The organism is Streptomyces sp. NPDC096193 (assembly GCF_040302905.1).
GTDB lineage: Bacteria > Actinomycetota > Actinomycetes > Streptomycetales > Streptomycetaceae > Streptomyces.
The window spans coordinates 144,917-162,398 of sequence record NZ_JBEOSJ010000009.1; the positions used below are offsets into that span (position 1 = coordinate 144,917).

At 69.3% G+C, this 17,482-nt stretch carries 18 protein-coding genes, 1 tRNA gene and 1 riboswitch; of the genes, 12 read left to right on the top strand and 7 right to left on the bottom strand.

All coding sequences use genetic code 11. The annotated features are described in order from the left end of the window. Positions 1-268 precede the first annotated feature (268 nt). From ABTX78_RS16025 to ABTX78_RS16035, 3 genes are all read left to right on the top strand, one after another. Positions 269-1,021, top strand: coding sequence for an MBL fold metallo-hydrolase (locus ABTX78_RS16025; protein WP_352207402.1), 753 nt, complete (start codon positions 269-271; stop codon positions 1,019-1,021). Positions 1,022-1,134: 113 nt separating this feature from the next. Next, positions 1,135-2,643 carry an APC family permease gene (locus ABTX78_RS16030; RefSeq protein WP_352207403.1) on the top strand — a complete coding sequence of 503 codons (1,509 nt, stop codon included), beginning with the start codon at positions 1,135-1,137 and terminating at the stop codon, positions 2,641-2,643. Between the two features lies 1 nt (position 2,644). After that, complete coding sequence (locus tag ABTX78_RS16035; RefSeq protein ID WP_352207404.1) at positions 2,645-3,067, top strand: universal stress protein; 423 nt, start codon at positions 2,645-2,647, stop codon at positions 3,065-3,067. 109 nt (positions 3,068-3,176) lie between these two features. On the opposite strand, the gene ABTX78_RS16040 is transcribed toward ABTX78_RS16035, so the two are convergent. Continuing rightward, a complete protein-coding gene (locus tag ABTX78_RS16040) occupies positions 3,177-4,445 on the bottom strand; it encodes a PTS transporter subunit EIIC (RefSeq protein WP_352207405.1) in 1,269 nt (422 codons plus the stop codon). A 259-nt stretch (positions 4,446-4,704) separates the two neighbouring features. Next, entirely contained in the window at positions 4,705-5,964 is a 1,260-nt protein-coding gene (locus ABTX78_RS16045; protein ID WP_352207406.1) for a PTS transporter subunit EIIC, read from the bottom strand. A 197-nt stretch (positions 5,965-6,161) separates the two neighbouring features. Between ABTX78_RS16045 and ABTX78_RS16050 the strand changes: the two genes are divergently transcribed. The 4 genes from ABTX78_RS16050 to rdgB all read left to right on the top strand — a co-directional run bounded on the left by ABTX78_RS16050 (position 6,162) and on the right by rdgB (position 8,360). Next, positions 6,162-6,437, top strand: a complete 276-nt coding sequence (locus ABTX78_RS16050; protein WP_352207481.1) for a PTS sugar transporter subunit IIB — start codon at positions 6,162-6,164, stop codon at positions 6,435-6,437. Positions 6,438-6,523: 86 nt separating this feature from the next. Continuing rightward, positions 6,524-7,258, top strand: a complete 735-nt coding sequence (gene rph, locus ABTX78_RS16055; protein ID WP_313946117.1) for a ribonuclease PH — start codon at positions 6,524-6,526, stop codon at positions 7,256-7,258. A 104-nt stretch (positions 7,259-7,362) separates the two neighbouring features. Beyond that, the gene (locus tag ABTX78_RS16060; RefSeq protein ID WP_352207407.1) at positions 7,363-7,749 is read left to right on the top strand and encodes a DUF8711 family protein; all 387 of its coding nucleotides are present in this window, start codon (positions 7,363-7,365) and stop codon (positions 7,747-7,749) included. Positions 7,750-7,757: 8 nt separating this feature from the next. Next, positions 7,758-8,360 (top strand): RdgB/HAM1 family non-canonical purine NTP pyrophosphatase, encoded by a 603-nt coding sequence (gene rdgB, locus ABTX78_RS16065; protein ID WP_352207408.1) that lies wholly within the window; start codon positions 7,758-7,760, stop codon positions 8,358-8,360. A 72-nt stretch (positions 8,361-8,432) separates the two neighbouring features. On the opposite strand, the gene ABTX78_RS16070 is transcribed toward rdgB, so the two are convergent. The 4 genes from ABTX78_RS16070 to bcp all read right to left on the bottom strand — a co-directional run bounded on the left by ABTX78_RS16070 (position 8,433) and on the right by bcp (position 11,834). Then, positions 8,433-8,516 (bottom strand) — tRNA-Leu (locus tag ABTX78_RS16070). A gap of 49 nt (positions 8,517-8,565) precedes the next feature. Next, positions 8,566-9,567, bottom strand: a complete 1,002-nt coding sequence (locus ABTX78_RS16075; RefSeq protein ID WP_352207409.1) for an HNH endonuclease signature motif containing protein — start codon at positions 9,565-9,567, stop codon at positions 8,566-8,568. Between the two features lie 164 nt (positions 9,568-9,731). Then, complete coding sequence (gene proP / locus ABTX78_RS16080) at positions 9,732-11,228, bottom strand: glycine betaine/L-proline transporter ProP (protein WP_352207410.1); 1,497 nt, start codon at positions 11,226-11,228, stop codon at positions 9,732-9,734. A gap of 138 nt (positions 11,229-11,366) precedes the next feature. After that, positions 11,367-11,834 (bottom strand): thioredoxin-dependent thiol peroxidase, encoded by a 468-nt coding sequence (gene bcp, locus ABTX78_RS16085; protein WP_352207411.1) that lies wholly within the window; start codon positions 11,832-11,834, stop codon positions 11,367-11,369. 126 nt (positions 11,835-11,960) lie between these two features. On the opposite strand from bcp, the gene ABTX78_RS16090 reads away from it, so the two are divergent. The 3 genes from ABTX78_RS16090 (at position 11,961) to ABTX78_RS16100 (ending at position 13,186) form a co-directional block, all read left to right on the top strand. Further along, positions 11,961-12,281, top strand: a complete 321-nt coding sequence (locus tag ABTX78_RS16090; RefSeq protein WP_352207412.1) for a DUF3618 domain-containing protein — start codon at positions 11,961-11,963, stop codon at positions 12,279-12,281. Between the two features lie 43 nt (positions 12,282-12,324). After that, positions 12,325-12,681 (top strand): GroES family chaperonin, encoded by a 357-nt coding sequence (locus ABTX78_RS16095; protein WP_313946124.1) that lies wholly within the window; start codon positions 12,325-12,327, stop codon positions 12,679-12,681. Positions 12,682-12,762: 81 nt separating this feature from the next. Then, positions 12,763-12,833: riboswitch (guanidine-III (ykkC-III) riboswitch) on the top strand. 32 nt (positions 12,834-12,865) lie between these two features. Continuing rightward, entirely contained in the window at positions 12,866-13,186 is a 321-nt protein-coding gene (locus ABTX78_RS16100; RefSeq protein ID WP_352207413.1) for a DMT family transporter, read from the top strand. Positions 13,187-13,240: 54 nt separating this feature from the next. Here the strand turns inward: ABTX78_RS16100 and ABTX78_RS16105 are convergent, their stop codons facing one another. Then, positions 13,241-15,643 carry a transglycosylase domain-containing protein gene (locus tag ABTX78_RS16105; RefSeq protein WP_352207414.1) on the bottom strand — a complete coding sequence of 801 codons (2,403 nt, stop codon included), beginning with the start codon at positions 15,641-15,643 and terminating at the stop codon, positions 13,241-13,243. 227 nt (positions 15,644-15,870) lie between these two features. Here ABTX78_RS16105 and ABTX78_RS16110 point away from each other — a divergent pair, with 227 nt between their 5' ends. Both ABTX78_RS16110 and ABTX78_RS16115 read left to right on the top strand, forming a co-directional pair. Next, positions 15,871-16,671 (top strand): ABC transporter permease, encoded by an 801-nt coding sequence (locus ABTX78_RS16110; RefSeq protein ID WP_352207415.1) that lies wholly within the window; start codon positions 15,871-15,873, stop codon positions 16,669-16,671. Between the two features lie 31 nt (positions 16,672-16,702). After that, on the top strand, positions 16,703-17,479 hold the full coding sequence (locus tag ABTX78_RS16115; RefSeq protein WP_365938220.1) for an ABC transporter permease: 777 nt from the start codon (positions 16,703-16,705) through the stop codon (positions 17,477-17,479). Positions 17,480-17,482 lie beyond the last annotated feature (3 nt).

The window sequence follows — 17,482 nt, forward strand, 5'->3', positions numbered from 1 at the left end:
GGCTGGTACCACCAACGCCCCCGGTCCACCCCGGCCACATGGTGCCGCACCCGGCGGTCCGTCCGTGCCGTGTGGTCACCGGCCGGTACCACCAACGCCCCCGGCCCACCCCAGCCACAGGGCCCCGCACCCCCGAACCGGTGACAGCGCAGGTGAGTTCCCCCACAACCCCCCTCTCTGGAGGAGCGACCCGCCCTTTTGCGCCTTACGCTCGACAGACCGCACGACCCGCCCCCCAGCCCTCCTCGTCAACGGAGGTTCAAGCTCCATGAAGCTCACCGTCGTCGGCTGCTCGGGGTCGTTCCCGTCCGCGGAATCGGCCTGCTCGAGCTACCTCGTAGAGGCCGACGGCTTCCGGCTGCTCCTCGACATGGGCAACGGCGCCCTCGGCGAGTTGCAGCGCCACATCGGTCTGTACGACCTCGATGCCATCTTCCTCAGCCACCTCCACGCCGACCACTGCATCGACATGTGCGGGTACTTCGTGGCCCGGTACTACCGGCACGAGGGCGGTCGCTGCGAGGCCATCCCCGTCTACGGCCCCGAAGGCACCGAGCAGCGTCTGACCACCGCCTACGCCGACACCCCGTCGACCTCCTCGATGAGTGAGGTCTTCCACTTCCACACGCTCAAGGCGGGCACCTTCGAGCTGGGACCGTTCTCCGTCCGTACGGAACGCGTGGCCCATCCGGTCGAGGCGTACGGCGTCCGGCTGGAGCACGAGGGCAAGACGCTGGCGTACTCCGGCGACACCGGAGTCTGCGAGCCGCTGCACCAACTCGCCGACGGCGTGGACCTGTTCCTGTGCGAGGCCTCCTTCACGCATGGCAAGGAGGACGTCCCCGACCTCCATCTCAACGGCCGTGAGGCGGGCGCGCACGCGCAGCGGGCGAACGTGGGCCGGCTGGTCCTGACGCACATTCCTCCGTGGACGGACGGCGAGCGGAATCTGGCCGACGCTCGCGCGGTCTTCAGCGGCCCGAGCGAGATCGCGGTGCCCGGCGCCGTCTACCACCTGTAGGGAGCTGTCTCGTGGACGTTCCGGCGTGCACGAGATCCGGCCGACAGGTCGATCCTGGGCCTACGCCTTAAAATCGCCTATGACCGGACACATCGCCTGATCTGTGAGGAAACATGGCCGATGACGTCGCGGACAGACGCCCGCAGCCCAGCCCGGAAGCTGACCTGAAGCACAACGCGATCGGCTTCGTCGACGCGCTCGTCATCGGAATCAACTCCACCTCGCCGGCTTACTCGCTCGCGGCCGTCATCGGGCCCGTGGTGGCCCTCGTGGGCATCTACGCCCCCGGCGTGATCCTCGCGTCCTTCGTGCCGATGCTGCTGATCGCATCGGCATTCTTCTATCTCAACAAGGTCGACCAGGACTGCGGCACCACCTTCTCCTGGGTCACCCGCGCCATGGGCCCGTGGGCAGGCTGGATCGGTGGCTGGGCGATCATGATGACCGGCGTGCTGGTCGTCGGATCGCTCGCCGACGTCGCCATCGGCTTCGGACTGCTCGCCGTCGGACTCGACAGCTGGGCGGAGAACGACGTCGTACGCCAACTGCTCACCGTGCTGCTGATCCTCGTGATGACGGCCGTCTGCGTCATCGGCACCGAGGCGTCCGCGCGTGTGCAGAACGTCCTGATCCTCGCCCAGATCGCCTGTCTGCTCGTCTTCGCGATCGTCGCCATCTACCGCGTCTACGCCGGCACCCCCTCCCTGCCCTCCATCGAACCGAAATTCTCCTGGCTCGATCCCTTCGGGGCGGGCGGCGCCGCGCTGACCGGCGGTCTGCTGCTGGGCGTCTTCATGTACTGGGGCTGGGAGTCGGCGGTCAACCTCACCGAAGAGGTCGAGGACTCCGCCAGCGCCCCGGGCCGGGCGGGCATCTGGTCGACGATCGTGCTGCTGGTGTCGTACCTGTCCGTCGGCATCGCGGTCGTGGCCTACGCGGGCCCGGCCTTCCTCGCCGAGAACGCCGGCGAGGAGGAGTTCATCTTCGGCCTGCTCGCCGGCGAGGTCATGGGCGGCTGGGACTGGATCGTGCTCCTGGCGGTCGCCACCTCCGCCCTCGCCTCCACGCAGACGACGATCATCCCCTCGTCCCGCACGGCCCTGTCGATGGCCCGCAGGCATGCGCTGCCGTCCGTGTTCGCGCGTATCCACCCGCGCTTCCGCACCCCGCACGTGGCCACCTGGGCCGTCGCCGTCGTGGCCGCCCTCTGGTACGTCGTCGTCAACCTGATCAGCGAGAACGCACTCTTCGACTCGCTCACGGCGCTGTCGCTGCTCATCGCGTTCTACTACGCCCTGACCGGAGTGGCCTGCGCCGTCTACTACCGCCGCCACCTCACCGAGAGCGTCCGCAACTTCTTCCTCATCGGCGTGGGCCCGCTGGTCGGTGCCGCCCTGCTGACCTGGCTGCTCGTGGAGTCGATCGGCGACATGGCCGACCCGGCGAACTCCTACAGCGGCGTCTCCTGGTTCGGGCTGGGCCCGCCGCTGGTCATCGGCATCGGCATCGTGCTCGTCGGCCTGCTCATCATGGTCGCGCGACGTCTGACGTCCGCGGAGTTCTGGCGCGAGCGGCCCGGCGTGGCGGACCCGGCCGTGGTGCGCGCAGGCAAGGAGTCGTGACATGTCTGTCGTCCTGGGCTACGACGAGTCGCCGGGCGCGGTCCGCGCGCTGAACGTGGCGATCGAGGTGTCGGCGGCGTTCGGTGAATCCCTCGTCCTGGTCTACGGCGCCGCGGTGCCGGGCCACATGGGGGACGAGTACCGGGCCCACCGGGACGCGCTGCGGGAACTGGGCCGTACGGCGCTCGCGCACGCGGTGGAGGCGGCGGACGAGGCCGGAGTGCCCACCACCGTCGAGATCATCGACGCCAAACCCTCCCAGGCGCTGCTGGAGGCGGCGGCGAGGCACGAGGCGCGGGTGATCGTGGTCGGCACCTACGCCGAGAGCCCCATGCGCGGCGCGCTGCTCGGCTCGACACCGCACAAGCTGCTGCACCTGTCGTCGGTCCCGGTGCTGTGCGTACCGGCGCCGGCGGCGGGTTGAGGCGGGCGCGGCGGAGCCCGTGCCCTCTCCTGGAGGGCACGGGCTCCGCCGTGTCAGACCCGCTGTTCGCGCGTGAGGTGCCGGCGCGTGACGGGCCGGCACATGCGGGCTACTTCGCCTCGGCCTTCTGGAGTTCGGCCAGCTCCTCGTCGGACTCACGGCCCGGCGTCGGCAGATTGAACTTGGTGATCGCGAAGCGGAAGAGCACGTAGTAGACCGCCGCGAAGACGAGGCCCACCAGGGCCAGACCCCACGGGTTGGACGCGATGCCGAGGTTCAGGAAGAAGTCGACCGCGCCGGCCGAGAAGCCGAAACCGTCCTTCATGCCGAGCGCCCAGGTCAGCGCCATGGAGACGCCGGTGAGCACCGCGTGGAGTGCGTACAGCACCGGGGCGATGAACATGAAGGTGAACTCGATCGGCTCGGTGACACCGGTGACGAACGAGGTGAGCGCGAGCGAGAACATCATGCCGCCGACGACCTTGCGCCGCTCCGGGCGGGCACAGTGCACGATCGCGAGACAGGCCGCCGGGAGGGCGAACATCATGATCGGGAAGAAGCCGGTCATGAACTGTCCGGCGCTCGGGTCGCCGGCGAGGAAGCGCGCGATGTCACCGCTCTTGCCCTCGTACGTACCGGCCTGGAACCACGGGAAGGAATTGAGCAGGTGGTGCATGCCGATCGGGATCAGCGCACGGTTGGCGACACCGAAGATGCCCGCGCCGACCGCGCCCGAACCGACCAGCCACTCACCGAAGTTGTGCAGACCGGTGCCGAGGACCGGCCAGATGAGACCGAAGAGGATGCCGACGACGAGACCCGCGAAGGCGGACAGGATCGGGACGAGGCGGCGGCCGCCGAAGAAGCCCGCCCAGTCGGGCAGCTTGGTGCGGTAGAAGCGCTGGTAGAGCAGCGCGACAACGATGCCCATGACCACGCCGCCGAGAACCTTGGCGTCCACGGGAGCCTCGGTCATGACTATCTTGCCCTCGACGACCTTCGCGACCTTGTCGAGGTTCGGGTCGGTGAACGTGGCCAGCACGTTCTTGAAGACGAGGTAACCGACGACGGCGGCCAGCGCCGTGGAGCCGTCCGACTTCTTGGCGAAACCGATCGCGATGCCGACGGCGAAGAGCAGCGGCATGTTGTCGAGCAGGGCGCCACCGCCGGCCGACATATAGCCGGCGATCTTGGTGATGAAGGTCGGGAAGGACTCCCTGCCGAGCATGTCGGGCTGGCCGAACCGGACCAGGAGCGCCGCCGCGGGCAGGACCGCGACCGGTAGCATAAGGCTGCGGCCGATGCGCTGCATGACCGCCATCGCGCCGGCGCCCAGTTTCTTCTTGTCCGCCTCGGGGGCGGCGCTAGCCGTGGACATCAACTTCCTCCAGGAGAGCAAGGCGCCGCCGGGCATGAAAAACGGGGATGGACGGCGTCTCGAGGGGACGCGGCGACCGCCGCGTGGTCTACACCACTGAGTGGTGTAGACCTGTTGTAGCACGTGAAGGATAGATAAGGAACCTGCGAATTCTGTGGCCAGGTTCATACCGCGGGAACTCACGGCAAAGGCCCCCGGACCGGGTGGTCCAGGGGCCTTCTGTGTCAATTCCCGCCAGGGCTCGCGCCCTCCGGCCGAGCTACTTGGTCGTCTCCTGCTCCATCTCCTCTTGGAGCTCCTCCGGCTCACGTCCCGGAGTCGGGATGTTGAAGACCGTGATCACCACCCGGAAGACGACGTAGTAGACGACCGCGAAGCAGGCGCCGATCGGCAGGATGAGCCAGGGTTTCGTGTCCAGATGCCAGTTGACGATGTAGTCGATCAGACCCGCCGAGAAGCTGAAGCCGGCATGCACCCCGAGCGCCCAGGTGATCGCCATGGACGCACCGGTCAGCAGCGCGTGCAGGCCGTAGAGCAGTGGCGCGGCGAACATGAAGGAGAACTCGATCGGCTCGGTCACGCCCGTGACGAACGAGGTGAGTCCGACCGAGAACATCAGGCCCGCCACCCGTTTGCGGTGCTCCGGCTTGGCGCAGTGGGTCATCGCGAGCGCCGCGGCCGGCAGACCGAACATCATGATCGGGAAGAAGCCCGACATGAACTGGCCCGCCGACGGGTCCTCGGCGAAGAAGCGCGTCAGGTCGCCCTGCACCACCGTGCCGTCCGGCTTGGTGAACTCACCGGCCTGGAACCAGAAGAACGTGTTCAGGAACTGGTGCATGCCGATCGGGATCAGCAGCCGGTTGGCGACACCGAAGATGCCGGCGCCCCAGGCGCCGAGGTCGATCAGCTGTTTCGCGAACGCCGTGAGCGCGTCACCGACGGGCTCCCACAGCAGACCGAACAGCACGCCCAGGATGCAGCAGATGAAGGCCATGATGATCGGCACGAGCCGGCGGCCGTTGAAGAACCCGAGCCAGTCGACGAGTTTCTTGCGGTGATAGCGCTGCCAGATCACCGCGGTCAGCAGACCGATCAGGATGCCGCCGAGGACGCCGGGGTTCTGCGGCCTGCCGTCCGGGAGCAGCTCGGTGACCGAGCCCTCGATCGGGAACGCCTTCAGGACACCGAAGTAGACGAGGAACCCGGCGACCGCGGCCAGCGCCGTCGAGCCGTCGGCCTTCTTCGCGAAGCCGATGGCCACACCGATGCAGAACAACAGCGGCAGGCCGAAGGCGCCGTCCAGGATCGCGGTGCCGCCGAGGGTGAGCACCTTGGCCGTCTTCACCCAGAAGTCGCCGTGCAGGTAGGCGCCGAAGAGGTTGCCGAGACTGACGAGCAGGCCGGCCGCGGGCAGCACGGCCACCGGGAGCTGGAGGCTCCGGCCGACCTTCTGGAGGCCCTGGAACAGTCCGTTCCACCAGTTGCGCTGAGGTGCTGCCGCACTCCCGGTGCTCATCGGCGTCCTCCTGGAACATGCTGTATTTGGCAGGTGTTGCAGACTGGTGTAGACCAGTCGCGTACGACCCGGCGCCCGGTCTCGGGACAGGGCGCCGGTGATCGTCATCCTTCGGTACGTCACGGTTACCCGCCCGTGAAGATGGGCCAACCGTGCGTTACCGTGACGAAACGGACCGATGGCGGGCCGGGGCAGCGCTGAGCGCCTGTGCGGGCGCTCTTCGAACGCAGGGAGAAAACATGGCCAGCAAGGCTGAGAAGATCGTCGCCGGGCTCGGCGGGATCGAGAACATCGAGGAGATCGAGGGCTGCATCACCCGACTCCGCACCGAGGTCATCGACCCGGCCAAGGTCGACGAGGTCGCGCTCAAGGCCGCCGGCGCACACGGTGTCGTCAAGATGGGCACCGCGATCCAGGTCGTCATCGGCACCGACGCCGACCCCATCGCCGCCGACATCGAAGACATGATGTGACCCGCTGACCCCGGTCGGCACCGCACGCAGAGGGCCCCGTTCCGCCCGGAACGGGGCCCTCCCGCGCGACCGATAGGCTCAGTGGCATGTCTCGAATCGACGGCCGCACCCCCGAACAGCTCCGCCCGGTCACCATCGAGCGTGGCTGGAGCAAGCACGCCGAGGGCTCCGTCCTCGTCTCCTTCGGCGACACCAAGGTCTTCTGCACCGCCTCCGTCACCGAAGGCGTGCCCCGCTGGCGCAAGGGCAGCGGCGAAGGCTGGGTCACCGCCGAGTACTCGATGCTGCCGCGCTCCACCAACACCCGCGGCGACCGCGAATCCGTACGCGGCAAGATCGGCGGCCGCACCCACGAGATCAGCCGGCTCATCGGCCGCTCGCTGCGCGCCGTCATCGACTACAAGGCCCTCGGCGAGAACACCATCGTCCTCGACTGCGACGTCCTCCAGGCCGACGGCGGCACCCGCACCGCGGCGATCACCGGGGCGTACGTCGCCCTCGCCGACGCCGTCACCTGGGCCCAGGGCAAGAAGCTGGTCAAGGCCGGCCGGCAGCCGCTCACCGGAACCGTCGCCGCCGTCAGCGTCGGCATCGTGGACGGCACCCCGCTCCTCGACCTCTGCTACGAGGAGGACGTGCGCGCCGAGACCGACATGAACGTGGTCTGCACCGGCGACGGCCGCTTCGTCGAGGTGCAGGGCACCGCCGAGGCCGAACCGTTCGACCGCAAGGAACTCAACGCCCTGCTCGACCTCGCCACCGGCGGCTGCGCCGACCTCGCCGCGCTCCAGCGCACGGCGCTCGACCGGACCGCTGGGTAAAGCAGAGTAAAGAAGCAACCAAGGACGCCCTCCCGGGCGTCGTTGAAGTCACGGGCGCACGGGCCGAACCGTGCGCCCGGCCGTATCCGGGGAGGGACCGTTCCATGCTTGCGCGCCGCCGCATCGCACTCACATTCGCCACCGCCGCACTGGTCATACCGATCACCGTCGGCTGCAGCGCACTCGACAAGGCCCTCGACTGCGTCGAGACGGCCGACGCCATCGCCACCAGCGTGGACAAGCTCCAGCAGGCCGTCTCCACCGCCGCCGACGACCCCACCCAGGCGCGTGAGGCACTCGACGACATCGACAGGGAACTCGACAGCCTCGGCGACAAGACGGACAACGCCGACCTGAGCAAGGCCGTCGACGACCTCGGCACCGGGGTCGGCAACGTCCGCAAGGCGATCGAGGGCGGCGACGCCACTCCGGACATCACACCGGTCACCGACGCGGCCGCCGAGATCGGCAAGGTCTGCACGCCCGGATAATCGGGGGCATGACCCGTCTCATCCTCGCCACCCGCAACGCCGGGAAGATCACCGAACTCAGGGCCATCCTCGCCGACGCGGGCCTGCCACACGACCTCGTCGGCGCGGATGCGTACCCCGACATCCCGGACGTCAGGGAAACCGGCATCACCTTCGCCGAGAACGCCCTGCTCAAGGCCCATGCACTGGCGCGGGCCACCGGCCTGCCGGCGGTAGCCGACGACTCGGGCCTCTGCGTCGACGTCCTCGGCGGCGCCCCCGGCATCCTCTCCGCCCGCTGGGCGGGCACCCACGGCGACGACGCCGCCAACCTCCGCCTGCTCCTGGCCCAGCTCTCCGACATCGCCCCCGCGCACCGGGGCGCCCACTTCGCCTGCGCGGCGGCGCTCGCCCTGCCCGACGGCAGGGAACGGGTGGTCGAGGGCCAACTGCGCGGCACGCTGCGCTACACCCCGCAGGGCACGGGCGGCTTCGGCTACGACCCGATCCTCCAGCCGGAGGGCGAGACGCGCACGTGCGCGGAACTGACCCCGGCCGAGAAGAACGCGATCAGCCACCGGGGCAAGGCGTTCCGGGCACTGGTGCCGGTGGTGCGGGAGCTGCTGGGCTGACCGCCCCGCCGCCGAACAGACCGGACACAGAAACGGCCTGTGAATCTTCGTGATTCACAGGCCGTTCACGGGTGCGGCGGAAGGGATTCGAACCCTCAAGCCGTTTCACGGGCCACAGATCCTAAGTCTGCTGCGTCACCACTGCGCCACCGCCGCGAGCCGCCAGCCATGGTAACCGGCCGACGGCTTCACGGGACACCGAGATTCAGGCGCGGACCGGGCGTTTCTTCCCGCGGCCGCGGCACCATGTGTCGGTCTGGGCGTGGCAGTTCGGGCAGAGGTAGCGGAGATTCGCGGCACGGTTGTCCAGCCAGTCCCCGCTGATGTGATCGATCTGGAGGGTGACCGGCCGCCCGAGCCACTCGCCCGGGTTGCCGCACGACGCACATCGGTAGGGGACACCGATCTCCTGCAGCGCCCGGTGCAGCCGGTCCCTGGTCACCCGCGCGGAACCGGCCGCACCGACACGCAGCACGTCGGGCGCCACACGGCGCGGCTCCGCCGGACGTGCCGAAGCCCGAGGACGCCGTACGAAGTGGGACGTGTCGAGCCCGAGTCGGGCGACCGAGCGCCGTATCCGGCGATGGTTCGCGGCGTTCACAGGCAGCCCCAACAGGCGCATCACCTCGGCATAGCCGGTCGCTTCCGGCACAGCCGTCCGCAGCGCCTCGTCCGGGACGACGACGCGGGCATGGCGGAAGTGGCCGGTGTCGATGCCCCCTTCCCTGAGCACGCGCCCCAGTGCCGTGCGGGTCCGGCGGTCGTCCGGTAGGCCCAGCTCCCGGATCAGGTCGCGGATGCTTACGCTGCCGCGGGCCGCGACGGCCACTTCGTCGAACGTGCAGGGCAGGTCCACCGGCCGGCGGCCCACGCCCTTGAAGTGACTGATGTCGATCCCGGCGGCGCCGATACGCCGTCCGATGTGCGTCATCGCGCCGGGGGCGGGAGTGATGCCGAGCTTGCGGACCACCTCACGCAGCGTGCCCGACGACGCCACCGCCGCGGCTATCGCTTCGTCCGGGTACTTGCGCCAGGGGCTGCGCCGCCTGAAGTGGCTGATGTCCAGGCCCAGTTCCGCGACCTTTTCCTGAAGGACCCGCCGCTGACCGCCGCTCTCCTTGAGCCCCAGATGCCGTATCAGCGACGCCCAGCCGTGTGTCACGGCGACCGCCTCGGCGAGCGGTTCCCGCGTATACCTCGCTGCCATCGCCCCTCCCCGGTCCGGCCGCCCGTTCGCCCCTCGCACTGAACCAACGAACCGCCCGCCGGACAGTCACACCCGGTCGCGGGCGAGCGACGGGCACGCAGAAGGCCCGCACCCCGTTCGTCCGGTGCGGGCCCTTCCCCGGCCGTGTCGTCCCCGTCAGCAGGTCAGAACTTCGGTTCCGTCGCCTGCGCGTGGACCAGTTCCGCCGCCTCCTCCTTCGTGCCCACCGCCGGAGGTGAGCCGTCCAGGGGCTTCTGCGCCGTCTCCTTCATGCACGCCACCGCGATCACACCCACCAGCGCCGCCGCCATCGAGTAGTACGCCGGCATCAGATTGCTGCCCGTGACACTGATCAGCGCCGTGATCACCAGCGGGGTCGTACCGCCGAAGAGGGACGCCGACAGGTTGTAGCCGACCGACAGGGAGCCGTAGCGGACCGGAGTGGGGAACAGCGCGGGGAGGGCCGCGGACATCGTGCCGAGCAGGCAGAGCAGTGACAGGCCCAGCATCAGCATGCCCGCGACGATCGCCGGGATGCTGCCCTGGCGGATCAGCAGGAACGCGGGGAGCGAGAGGACGAGGAAGCCGAGCATGCCCGCCATCAGCAGCGGCTTCCGGCCGACGCGGTCGCTCAGCCTGCCCACCTGGTTGATCAGCAGCATCAGCAGGACCATCACGCCCAGCAGGATCAGCAGACCGTGGGTCTCGCTGTAGCCGAGTTCGTCCGACAGATACGTCGGCATGTACGACAGAAGCATGTAGTCCGTGACGTTGTACGCGCCGACCAGCGCGATGCACAGGATCAGCGTCGGCCAGTAGTTCCTGAAGATCTTGGCGAGGTCGCCCTTCGTCGAGGTCTCGATCGTGTCCGCGGCCTCCGACGCGTGCGCGCTCTCCTCCTCCAGCTTCTTGAACGCCGGTGTCTCGTCCAGCTTCAGCCGCAGATACAGACCGACCAGACCGAGCGGGCCCGCGACCAGGAACGGGACGCGCCAGCCCCAGGCCTCCATGGTGTCGGGGCCGAGCCAGGCCGTCAGGAGCGTCACCAGGCCGGCCGCGCCCACGTAGCCGGCGAGCGTGCCGAATTCCAGGAAGCTGCCGAAGTACCCCCGGCGCTTGTCGGGCGCGTACTCCGCGATGAACGTGGAGGCGCCGCCGTACTCACCGCCGGTGGAGAAGCCCTGGACCAGGCGGAAGAAGATCAGCAGGGCGGGGGCCCAGACGCCGATCGAGGCGTACGAGGGGATCAGGCCGATCGCGAGCGTGCCGATCGCCATGAGGATCATCGTCAGCGCGAGGACCTTCTTGCGGCCGATCCTGTCGCCCATCGGGCCGAAGAACATACCGCCCAGCGGCCGGACGAGGAAGGCGACGGCGAAGGTCGCGAAGGAGGACAGCAGCTGCGCGGTGTCGTTCTCGGAGGGGAAGAAGACATGCCCCAGGGTCACTGCCAGATAGCTGTAGATCCCGAAGTCGAACCACTCCATGGCGTTACCGAGCGATGCCGCTTTCGTGGCCCGCTTGACCGCCGCCTCGTCGGTGACGGTGATGTCCGTACGCCTGAGCTTGGGGTTCTTCCGCTGGGCGATGGTGCGGAAGAGTATCCGGTGGCGTCTGACCGCCTGGGGATCGACCGGTGTCTCCGGGCCGGTGGCCGCCATGAACGGGTTCCTCTCCTGGGTGCTGAAGTCCAGAAGAACACCTTCTCGATCGTGGCGCCTGCAAACCGGGGCCGCCCGAAACCGAGGTCCCCTGTGACGGGGACCTCGGTCACACCGGTGCCGGCGGGAGCGGGTGCCTCAGATGCCGAGATCCTTGATGATCTTTGCGACATGGCCGGTGGCCTTGACGTTGTAGAGCGCCCGCTCGACCTTGCCCTCCTCGTCGACGACGATCGTCGAGCGGATGACCCCGGTCACGGTCTTGCCGTACAGCTTCTTCTCGCCGAAGGCGCCGTAGGCCTCCAGAGTCTCCTTCGAGGGATCGCCCACCAGCGTGACCTTCAGGCTCTCCTTCTCGCGGAACTTCGCGAGCTTCTCCGGCTTGTCCGGCGACACGCCGATGACCTCGTATCCCGCGCCCGCCAGCAGCTCCAGGTTGTCCGTGAAGTCGCAGGCCTGCTTGGTGCAGCCGGGGGTGAGCGCCGCCGGGTAGAAGTAGACGATCACTTTCCGGCCCTTGTGCGCCGCGAGCGAGACCTCGTTGCCGTCGGCGTCGGGCAGGGTGAAGTCGGGTGCGGGGTCGCCGGGCTGGAGTCGCTCGCTCATGGTTCTCCTCGGAAGGCGTGCGGATGTACGCCGTCGAGCGTAATGGGGGTGCCGTGGGGTGCGGGGGCCGCCGAGCTGACAGACTGTCGAGGAAGGACTACCGGACACGACGACGGAGGCAGCGCGGTGTCGGACGCGAGGACCCCTGCGCAGATCGAGGCGGACATCGTCCGCCGGCGCGACCAGCTTGCCGAGACGCTGGACGAGATCGGTGTGCGAGTGCACCCGAAGACGGTCATCGGCGACGCGAAGGCGAAGGTTGCCTCCACGGTGGACCGGACCGCGGGACGCGCCTTCGTGGCGGTGAACCGTACGGTGTTCGATGTCCGGGCGCAGTTCGTCCGCGAGGACGGCGCACCGCGCCTGGAGCGGCTCGTTCCGGTTGCCGTGGTGGTCGTGGGCCTGGTGGGGCTCCTCGCCGTGTCCGCGCGCAGGCGCCGGGGGTGACCCTCGGGCGTACGAACCGCCTCCGGGCAGGTAGGTTCGAGGTGTGAGCGCCAACAGCCATGAGCCCAGCCAGCAGCACGACAAGCTGCCCATCCGGATGCTGCACGACCGCGTACTGGTGCGGACCGACATCCCGGAGGGCGAGCGGCGTTCCAGCGGTGGCATCGTCATCCCGGCGACCGCAGCGGTCGGCCGGCGCCTCGCGTGGGCCGAAGTGGTGACGGTCGGGCAGAACGTACGGACCGTGGAGCCGGGTGACCGGGTGCTGTACGACCCCGAGGACCGTGCCGAGGTCGAGGTGCGGGGTGTGGCGTACGTGCTGATGCGTGAGCGGGACCTGCACGCGGTGGCGGCCGACCGCTTCCAGGGCTCCGAGGACTCCACCGGGCTCTACCTGTAACTCCGCCGAGACCTGTAACTCTGCCGAGCCGCACGGGTCTGTGGCGACGGAAGGGCCGGTGACCGAGGTCACCGGCCCTTCCGTCTGCCCTTTGCTACGGTGGGGACACCCCGACGAGACGCGCCGTACCGGGTTGGCAAAGACGACGCACCCCGTTGAAGTTCCGCGTCTCGGAGGTGCCGTCATGGCCTGGGTCCTGCTCGTTGTCGCCGGTCTGCTCGAAGTCGGCTGGTCGATCGGGATGAAGTTCACCGATGGGTTCACCCGGCTGTGGCCGAGCGTGTTCACCGGTCTCGGGATCGTCGCCAGCATGCTGCTGCTCTCGCACGCCGCCCGGACGCTGCCCATCGGCACGGCGTACGGGGTGTGGGTCGGCATCGGCGCGGCGGGAGCCGCCGTGGTCGGCATGTTCGTGCTCAATGAGCCGGTGACCGCTGCCCGGATCTTCTTCGTCTGTCTGCTGCTGGTCGCGGTGGTCGGACTGAAGGCGACCTCGGGTCACTGAGTCCGGGCCGATGGCGACCTCGGGTCACTGAGTCCGGGCAGCCCTCCAGCCGGGTCACCGAGGCCGGACGAGTCGGCTGGGGGTGCTGCCCGCGCCGCCACCGGCACCGTCCGTGTCGCCGCCGGCTCCGGTGGGCCGGCTGTCCCCGGCTCCGCCGGTCGCCGCTCCTCCGGTCCCCTCGCCGGTCCCGCCTCCTCCCGTCTGCCCGCCGGGCCGTCCCGCGGTGCCTTCGTCGCCGCCGGTGCTGCCGCGGGTGTCACCCCCGGTGGGCGTTCCCGCGGTCTGACCTACTGTCTGACCCGCCGTCTGCCCGGCGCCCGTCGGTTCGCCGATCCCCGGCCCCGGTGTCGTGCTCGGGCTTCCGCCGGGCGACGGTGTCTGCCCGGGGGACTGCGACGCGGGTGAGGACTCGGCGGGGGACTCCGCCTCGGACGGCGGCAGTTCCTCCTGCGCGCCCTCCTCCAGCTGCAGGTCGAACTCCACGATCTCGGAGTCCTCCAGAGCGGCCCCGGTGTACTGGCCCCAGATCTTCGCCGGCGCCCCGCCGCCGTTGATCCGAGGCAGTCCCAGCGCCCCGTAGAGCGGTTTCTGCGCGCCGGTCACGGGATCCTGGCCCATCACCGCGACCACGGTCGCCAGTTGCGGGGTGTAGCCCGCGAACCAGGCGGCCTTGTCCTCCTCGGCGGTCCCGGTCTTGCCCGCAGCCGGGCGGCCGGCGGACTGTGCCGCCGTCCCGGTGCCGCCCTCGACCACGCTCTGCAGGATCGAGGTGGTCGTGTCGGCGGCTTCCCGGCTGACGACCTGTGCGGCGTCTTCCTTCGGCAGCCGCACCTGCTGTCCGTCCTTGGTGACCCGCTGGACCAGGGTGTAGGCGCCGTGCCGGCCGTGATTGGCGAGTGTGGCGTACGCCTTCGTCATGTCGAGCACGCCGGCCGTCGCGGGACCGAGGGCGATGGACGGCGAGGCGGTGAGGTCCGGGGTGCTCGCGGGGATGCCGAGATCGATCGCGGTCTGTTTGACCCTGGCCGGGCCGACGTCCATGGCCATCTGCGCGTAGACCGCGTTGACCGACTTGTCGGTGGCGGTGCGGACGGTGATGGGGCCGTAGGAGTGGCCGTCCTCGTTCTCGGGGGCGTACGGCTTGCCGCTCCAGCCCTGGACCGTGCGCCGGTCGGTGCCGTCGTAGACGGTGTTGGGGGTGATGGGGCGGTCGTCCTGGGTGACCGAGCCGTTCTCGACGGCCGAGGTGAAGACGAACGGCTTGAAGGTGGAGCCGACTTGGTAGTCGCGGCGGGTCGCGTTGTTGACGTACTGGCGGGTGTAGTCGACTCCGCCGTACAGGGCGACGACCTTGCCGGAGGCGGGGTCGATCGACGCGCCGCCGACGCGGACGTTGCGGTCGGCCTTGCGGGTGTCGCTCAGCTTGGACGTCACCTGGTCGTCGACCGCCTCGGTGAGGGCGGTCTGCTTGGCGCGTTCCAGTGTGGTGGTGATCCGGTAGCCGCCGACGGCGAGCGTCTTCTCGTCGATGATGTCGTTGCCGGTCAGGTAGTCCTCGACGGCCTGGACGATGTAGCCGCGCTGCCCGGACAGGCCGGTCGCGGGCTTGGCCCGCTCGGGGACGGGGAAGGTGAGCGCGGCGCGGTCGGCCGGGCTCAGCCACCTCTTCTTGACCATGCCGCCCAGCGTGTAGTTCCAGCGGCCGAGGGCTGCGGCCCGGTTCTCGGGGTGGGTGGCGATGTCGTAGGCGCTCGGGGCGTTGAGCAGCGAGGCGAGATAGGCGCCGCGGGCGGTGTCGATCTCCTCGATGTCCGTGCCGTAGTAGGCCTGGGCGGCGGCCTGGATGCCGTACGCGTTGCGCCCGAAGTAGCTGGTGTTGAGGTAGCCCTCCAGGATCTCGCTCTTGCTCTGCTCGCGGCCGAGCTTGATCGCGATGAAGAACTCCTTCCACTTCCGCGAGACCGTCTGTTCCTGGCCCAGGTAATAGTTCTTGACGTACTGCTGGGTGATCGTGGAGCCGGACTGCCGGCCCTTGCCGGTGACGGTGTTCCAGGCGGCGCGGACCATGGCCTTCGGGTCGACGGCGCGTTCGGAGTAGAAGTCCCGGTCCTCGGCGGCCAGTACGGCCCGCTGGACCGTCAGCGGGACCTGCGCGAGTTTCACGTTCTCGCGGTTGACCTCGCCGTCGCGGGCGATCTGGGTGCCGTCCTCGTAGAGGTAGACGTTGGACTGCGAGGTGGCCGCGGCGTTCGCGGGCGGGATGTCGACGAGGAGATAGCCGGCGAGGAAGCCGCCGATCAGCAGCAGGGCGACGAGAAGGATTCCGCCGAGCAGCATCCGCCAGGTGGGGAGGAGCCGACGGAAGCCGGTACGCCTGCGGTTCTTCGTCGCCGGGAGGGGTGCCGGCCCGATGGCGGTCACGTCCCTGGGGTTCCAGCCGTGCTGCGGCTCGCTCATACGGCCATACTGCCCTTTTCGCGCGCATATCCCTCGGATCCGACAGAACGCTGCATCTCTCCGGGGGACAGCTTTCGGACCCCGCGCCCGGAAAAGGGCTCGCGACGGGTCTCGCGGCCAGGCTAGGGTCGGGCGCTTTGGTGTCGCGCTCCGGTGACGCTTTGGTGCCGCGATCTGGTGTCGCGCGATGGGTGGCGCATTGTGAAGCACCGGGCGAAGGGGGAGACGTGCGGCTGTATGCGGTCGTTGCCGTCGGTGGGTTCCGGCGCTATGCGACGTACCGGGTGGCGACGGCGGCAGGAGTGTTCACCAACACCGTCTTCGGCTTCATCATGGCGTACACCTATATGGCTCTCTGGGATCAGCGCCCCCACCTCGGCGGATACGACGTCTCCGAGGCGCTGACCTTTGTGTGGCTCGGCCAGGCCCTGCTGATGACCTGCGCCATGATGGGCGGCGGCTTCGAGGACGAGCTGATGGAACGCATTCGCACCGGCGACATCGCGATCGACCTCTACCGGCCCGCCGACCTCCAACTGTGGTGGCTCGCGGGCGACCTGGGCCGGGCCGCCTTCCATCTGATGGGCCGTGGCATCGTCCCCATGGTCCTCGGCGCGTTCGCCTTCGACCTGGCGCTGCCGGGGTCCCCGCTGACCTGGATCGCCTTCCTGATCTCGGTGACGCTCGGCGTGGTCGTGAGCTTCGCCCTGCGCTTCCTGGTCGCTCTGTCGGCCTTCTGGCTGATGGACGGTGCCGGCGTCGTCCAGATCTGCTGGCTCGCGGGCCTGTTCTTCTCCGGGATGCTTTTGCCGCTCAACCTCTTCCCCGGCACGCTCGGCGACATCGCCCGGGCGCTGCCCTGGTCCTCGCTCCTCCAGGTTCCCGCCGACATCTTCCTCGGCAAGCACACCGGCTGGGGACTGCTGGGCGCCTACGCCTTCCAGTGCGGCTGGGCCGTGGCGCTGCTCGGCGCGGGGCGCGCTCTCCAGTCCGTCGCGACCCGCAGGGTGGTGGTCCAGGGTGGTTGAGACGCTCACCGCCGGTCTGCGGACCTACCGCATGATCGCCGCGATGTGGATCCGCTCCACGATGACCTACCGCACGTCCTTCCTGCTGACCGTCTTCGGGAACCTCGCGGCCACCGCCTTCGACTTCGTCACAATTCTGCTGATGTTCTCGCACGTCGACGCGCTGGGCGGCTACTCCCTGGGCGAGATCGCCCTGCTGTACGGGGCGACCGGCACCGCCTTCGGCATCGCCGACCTCGTCATGGGCTCCATGGACCGCCTCGGCCGACGGGTGCGTGACGGCACGCTCGACGTCCTCCTGGTGCGCCCCGCGCCGGTGCTCGCCCAGGTCGCGGCCGACCGGTTCGCGCTGCGCCGCCTCGGCCGGATCACCCAGGGGCTGCTGGTCCTCGGTTACGGGCTGCTGACCGTGGACGTCGACTGGACGCCTCTGCGGGTCCTGATGGTGCCGATGATGCTGCTCAGCGGCGCGGCGATCTTCTCCTCGGTCTTCGTGGCGGGGGGTGCCTTCCAGTTCTGGGCGCAGGACGCGTCCGAGGTGCAGAACTCGTTCACGTACGGCGGCAACACCCTTCTGCAGTATCCGCCGACGCTCTTCGCCAAGGACCTGGTGCGCGGGGTGACCTTCGTGGTGCCCCTCGCCTTCGTCAACTGGCTGCCCGCGCTGTACGTGCTGGGGCGGCCCTATCCGCTCGACCTGCCCCACTGGCTCGCCTTCCTGCCGCCGGTGGTCGCCGCCGTGTGCTGCCGGCTGGCGGGGTTCGCGTGGCGGGTCGGGCTCCGTTCGTACCGGAGCACAGGGAGCTGACTG

What these genes read in the sequence shown, in the direction of transcription:
- ABTX78_RS16115 (WP_365938220.1), top strand. Translation starts at nt 16,703, where the DNA reads ATGATCGCCGCGATGTGGATCCGCTCCACGATGACCTACCGCACGTCC.
- rph (WP_313946117.1), top strand. Translation starts at nt 6,524, where the DNA reads ATGTCTCGAATCGACGGCCGCACCCCCGAACAGCTCCGCCCGGTCACC.
- ABTX78_RS16025 (WP_352207402.1), top strand. Translation starts at nt 269, where the DNA reads ATGAAGCTCACCGTCGTCGGCTGCTCGGGGTCGTTCCCGTCCGCGGAA.
- rdgB (WP_352207408.1), top strand. Translation starts at nt 7,758, where the DNA reads ATGACCCGTCTCATCCTCGCCACCCGCAACGCCGGGAAGATCACCGAA.
- ABTX78_RS16075 (WP_352207409.1), bottom strand. Translation starts at nt 9,567, where the DNA reads ATGGCAGCGAGGTATACGCGGGAACCGCTCGCCGAGGCGGTCGCCGTG.
- ABTX78_RS16040 (WP_352207405.1), bottom strand. Translation starts at nt 4,445, where the DNA reads ATGTCCACGGCTAGCGCCGCCCCCGAGGCGGACAAGAAGAAACTGGGC.
- ABTX78_RS16030 (WP_352207403.1), top strand. Translation starts at nt 1,135, where the DNA reads ATGGCCGATGACGTCGCGGACAGACGCCCGCAGCCCAGCCCGGAAGCT.
- ABTX78_RS16035 (WP_352207404.1), top strand. Translation starts at nt 2,645, where the DNA reads ATGTCTGTCGTCCTGGGCTACGACGAGTCGCCGGGCGCGGTCCGCGCG.
- ABTX78_RS16060 (WP_352207407.1), top strand. Translation starts at nt 7,363, where the DNA reads ATGCTTGCGCGCCGCCGCATCGCACTCACATTCGCCACCGCCGCACTG.
- ABTX78_RS16045 (WP_352207406.1), bottom strand. Translation starts at nt 5,964, where the DNA reads ATGAGCACCGGGAGTGCGGCAGCACCTCAGCGCAACTGGTGGAACGGA.
- ABTX78_RS16100 (WP_352207413.1), top strand. Translation starts at nt 12,866, where the DNA reads ATGGCCTGGGTCCTGCTCGTTGTCGCCGGTCTGCTCGAAGTCGGCTGG.
- bcp (WP_352207411.1), bottom strand. Translation starts at nt 11,834, where the DNA reads ATGAGCGAGCGACTCCAGCCCGGCGACCCCGCACCCGACTTCACCCTG.
- proP (WP_352207410.1), bottom strand. Translation starts at nt 11,228, where the DNA reads ATGGCGGCCACCGGCCCGGAGACACCGGTCGATCCCCAGGCGGTCAGA.
- ABTX78_RS16105 (WP_352207414.1), bottom strand. Translation starts at nt 15,643, where the DNA reads ATGAGCGAGCCGCAGCACGGCTGGAACCCCAGGGACGTGACCGCCATC.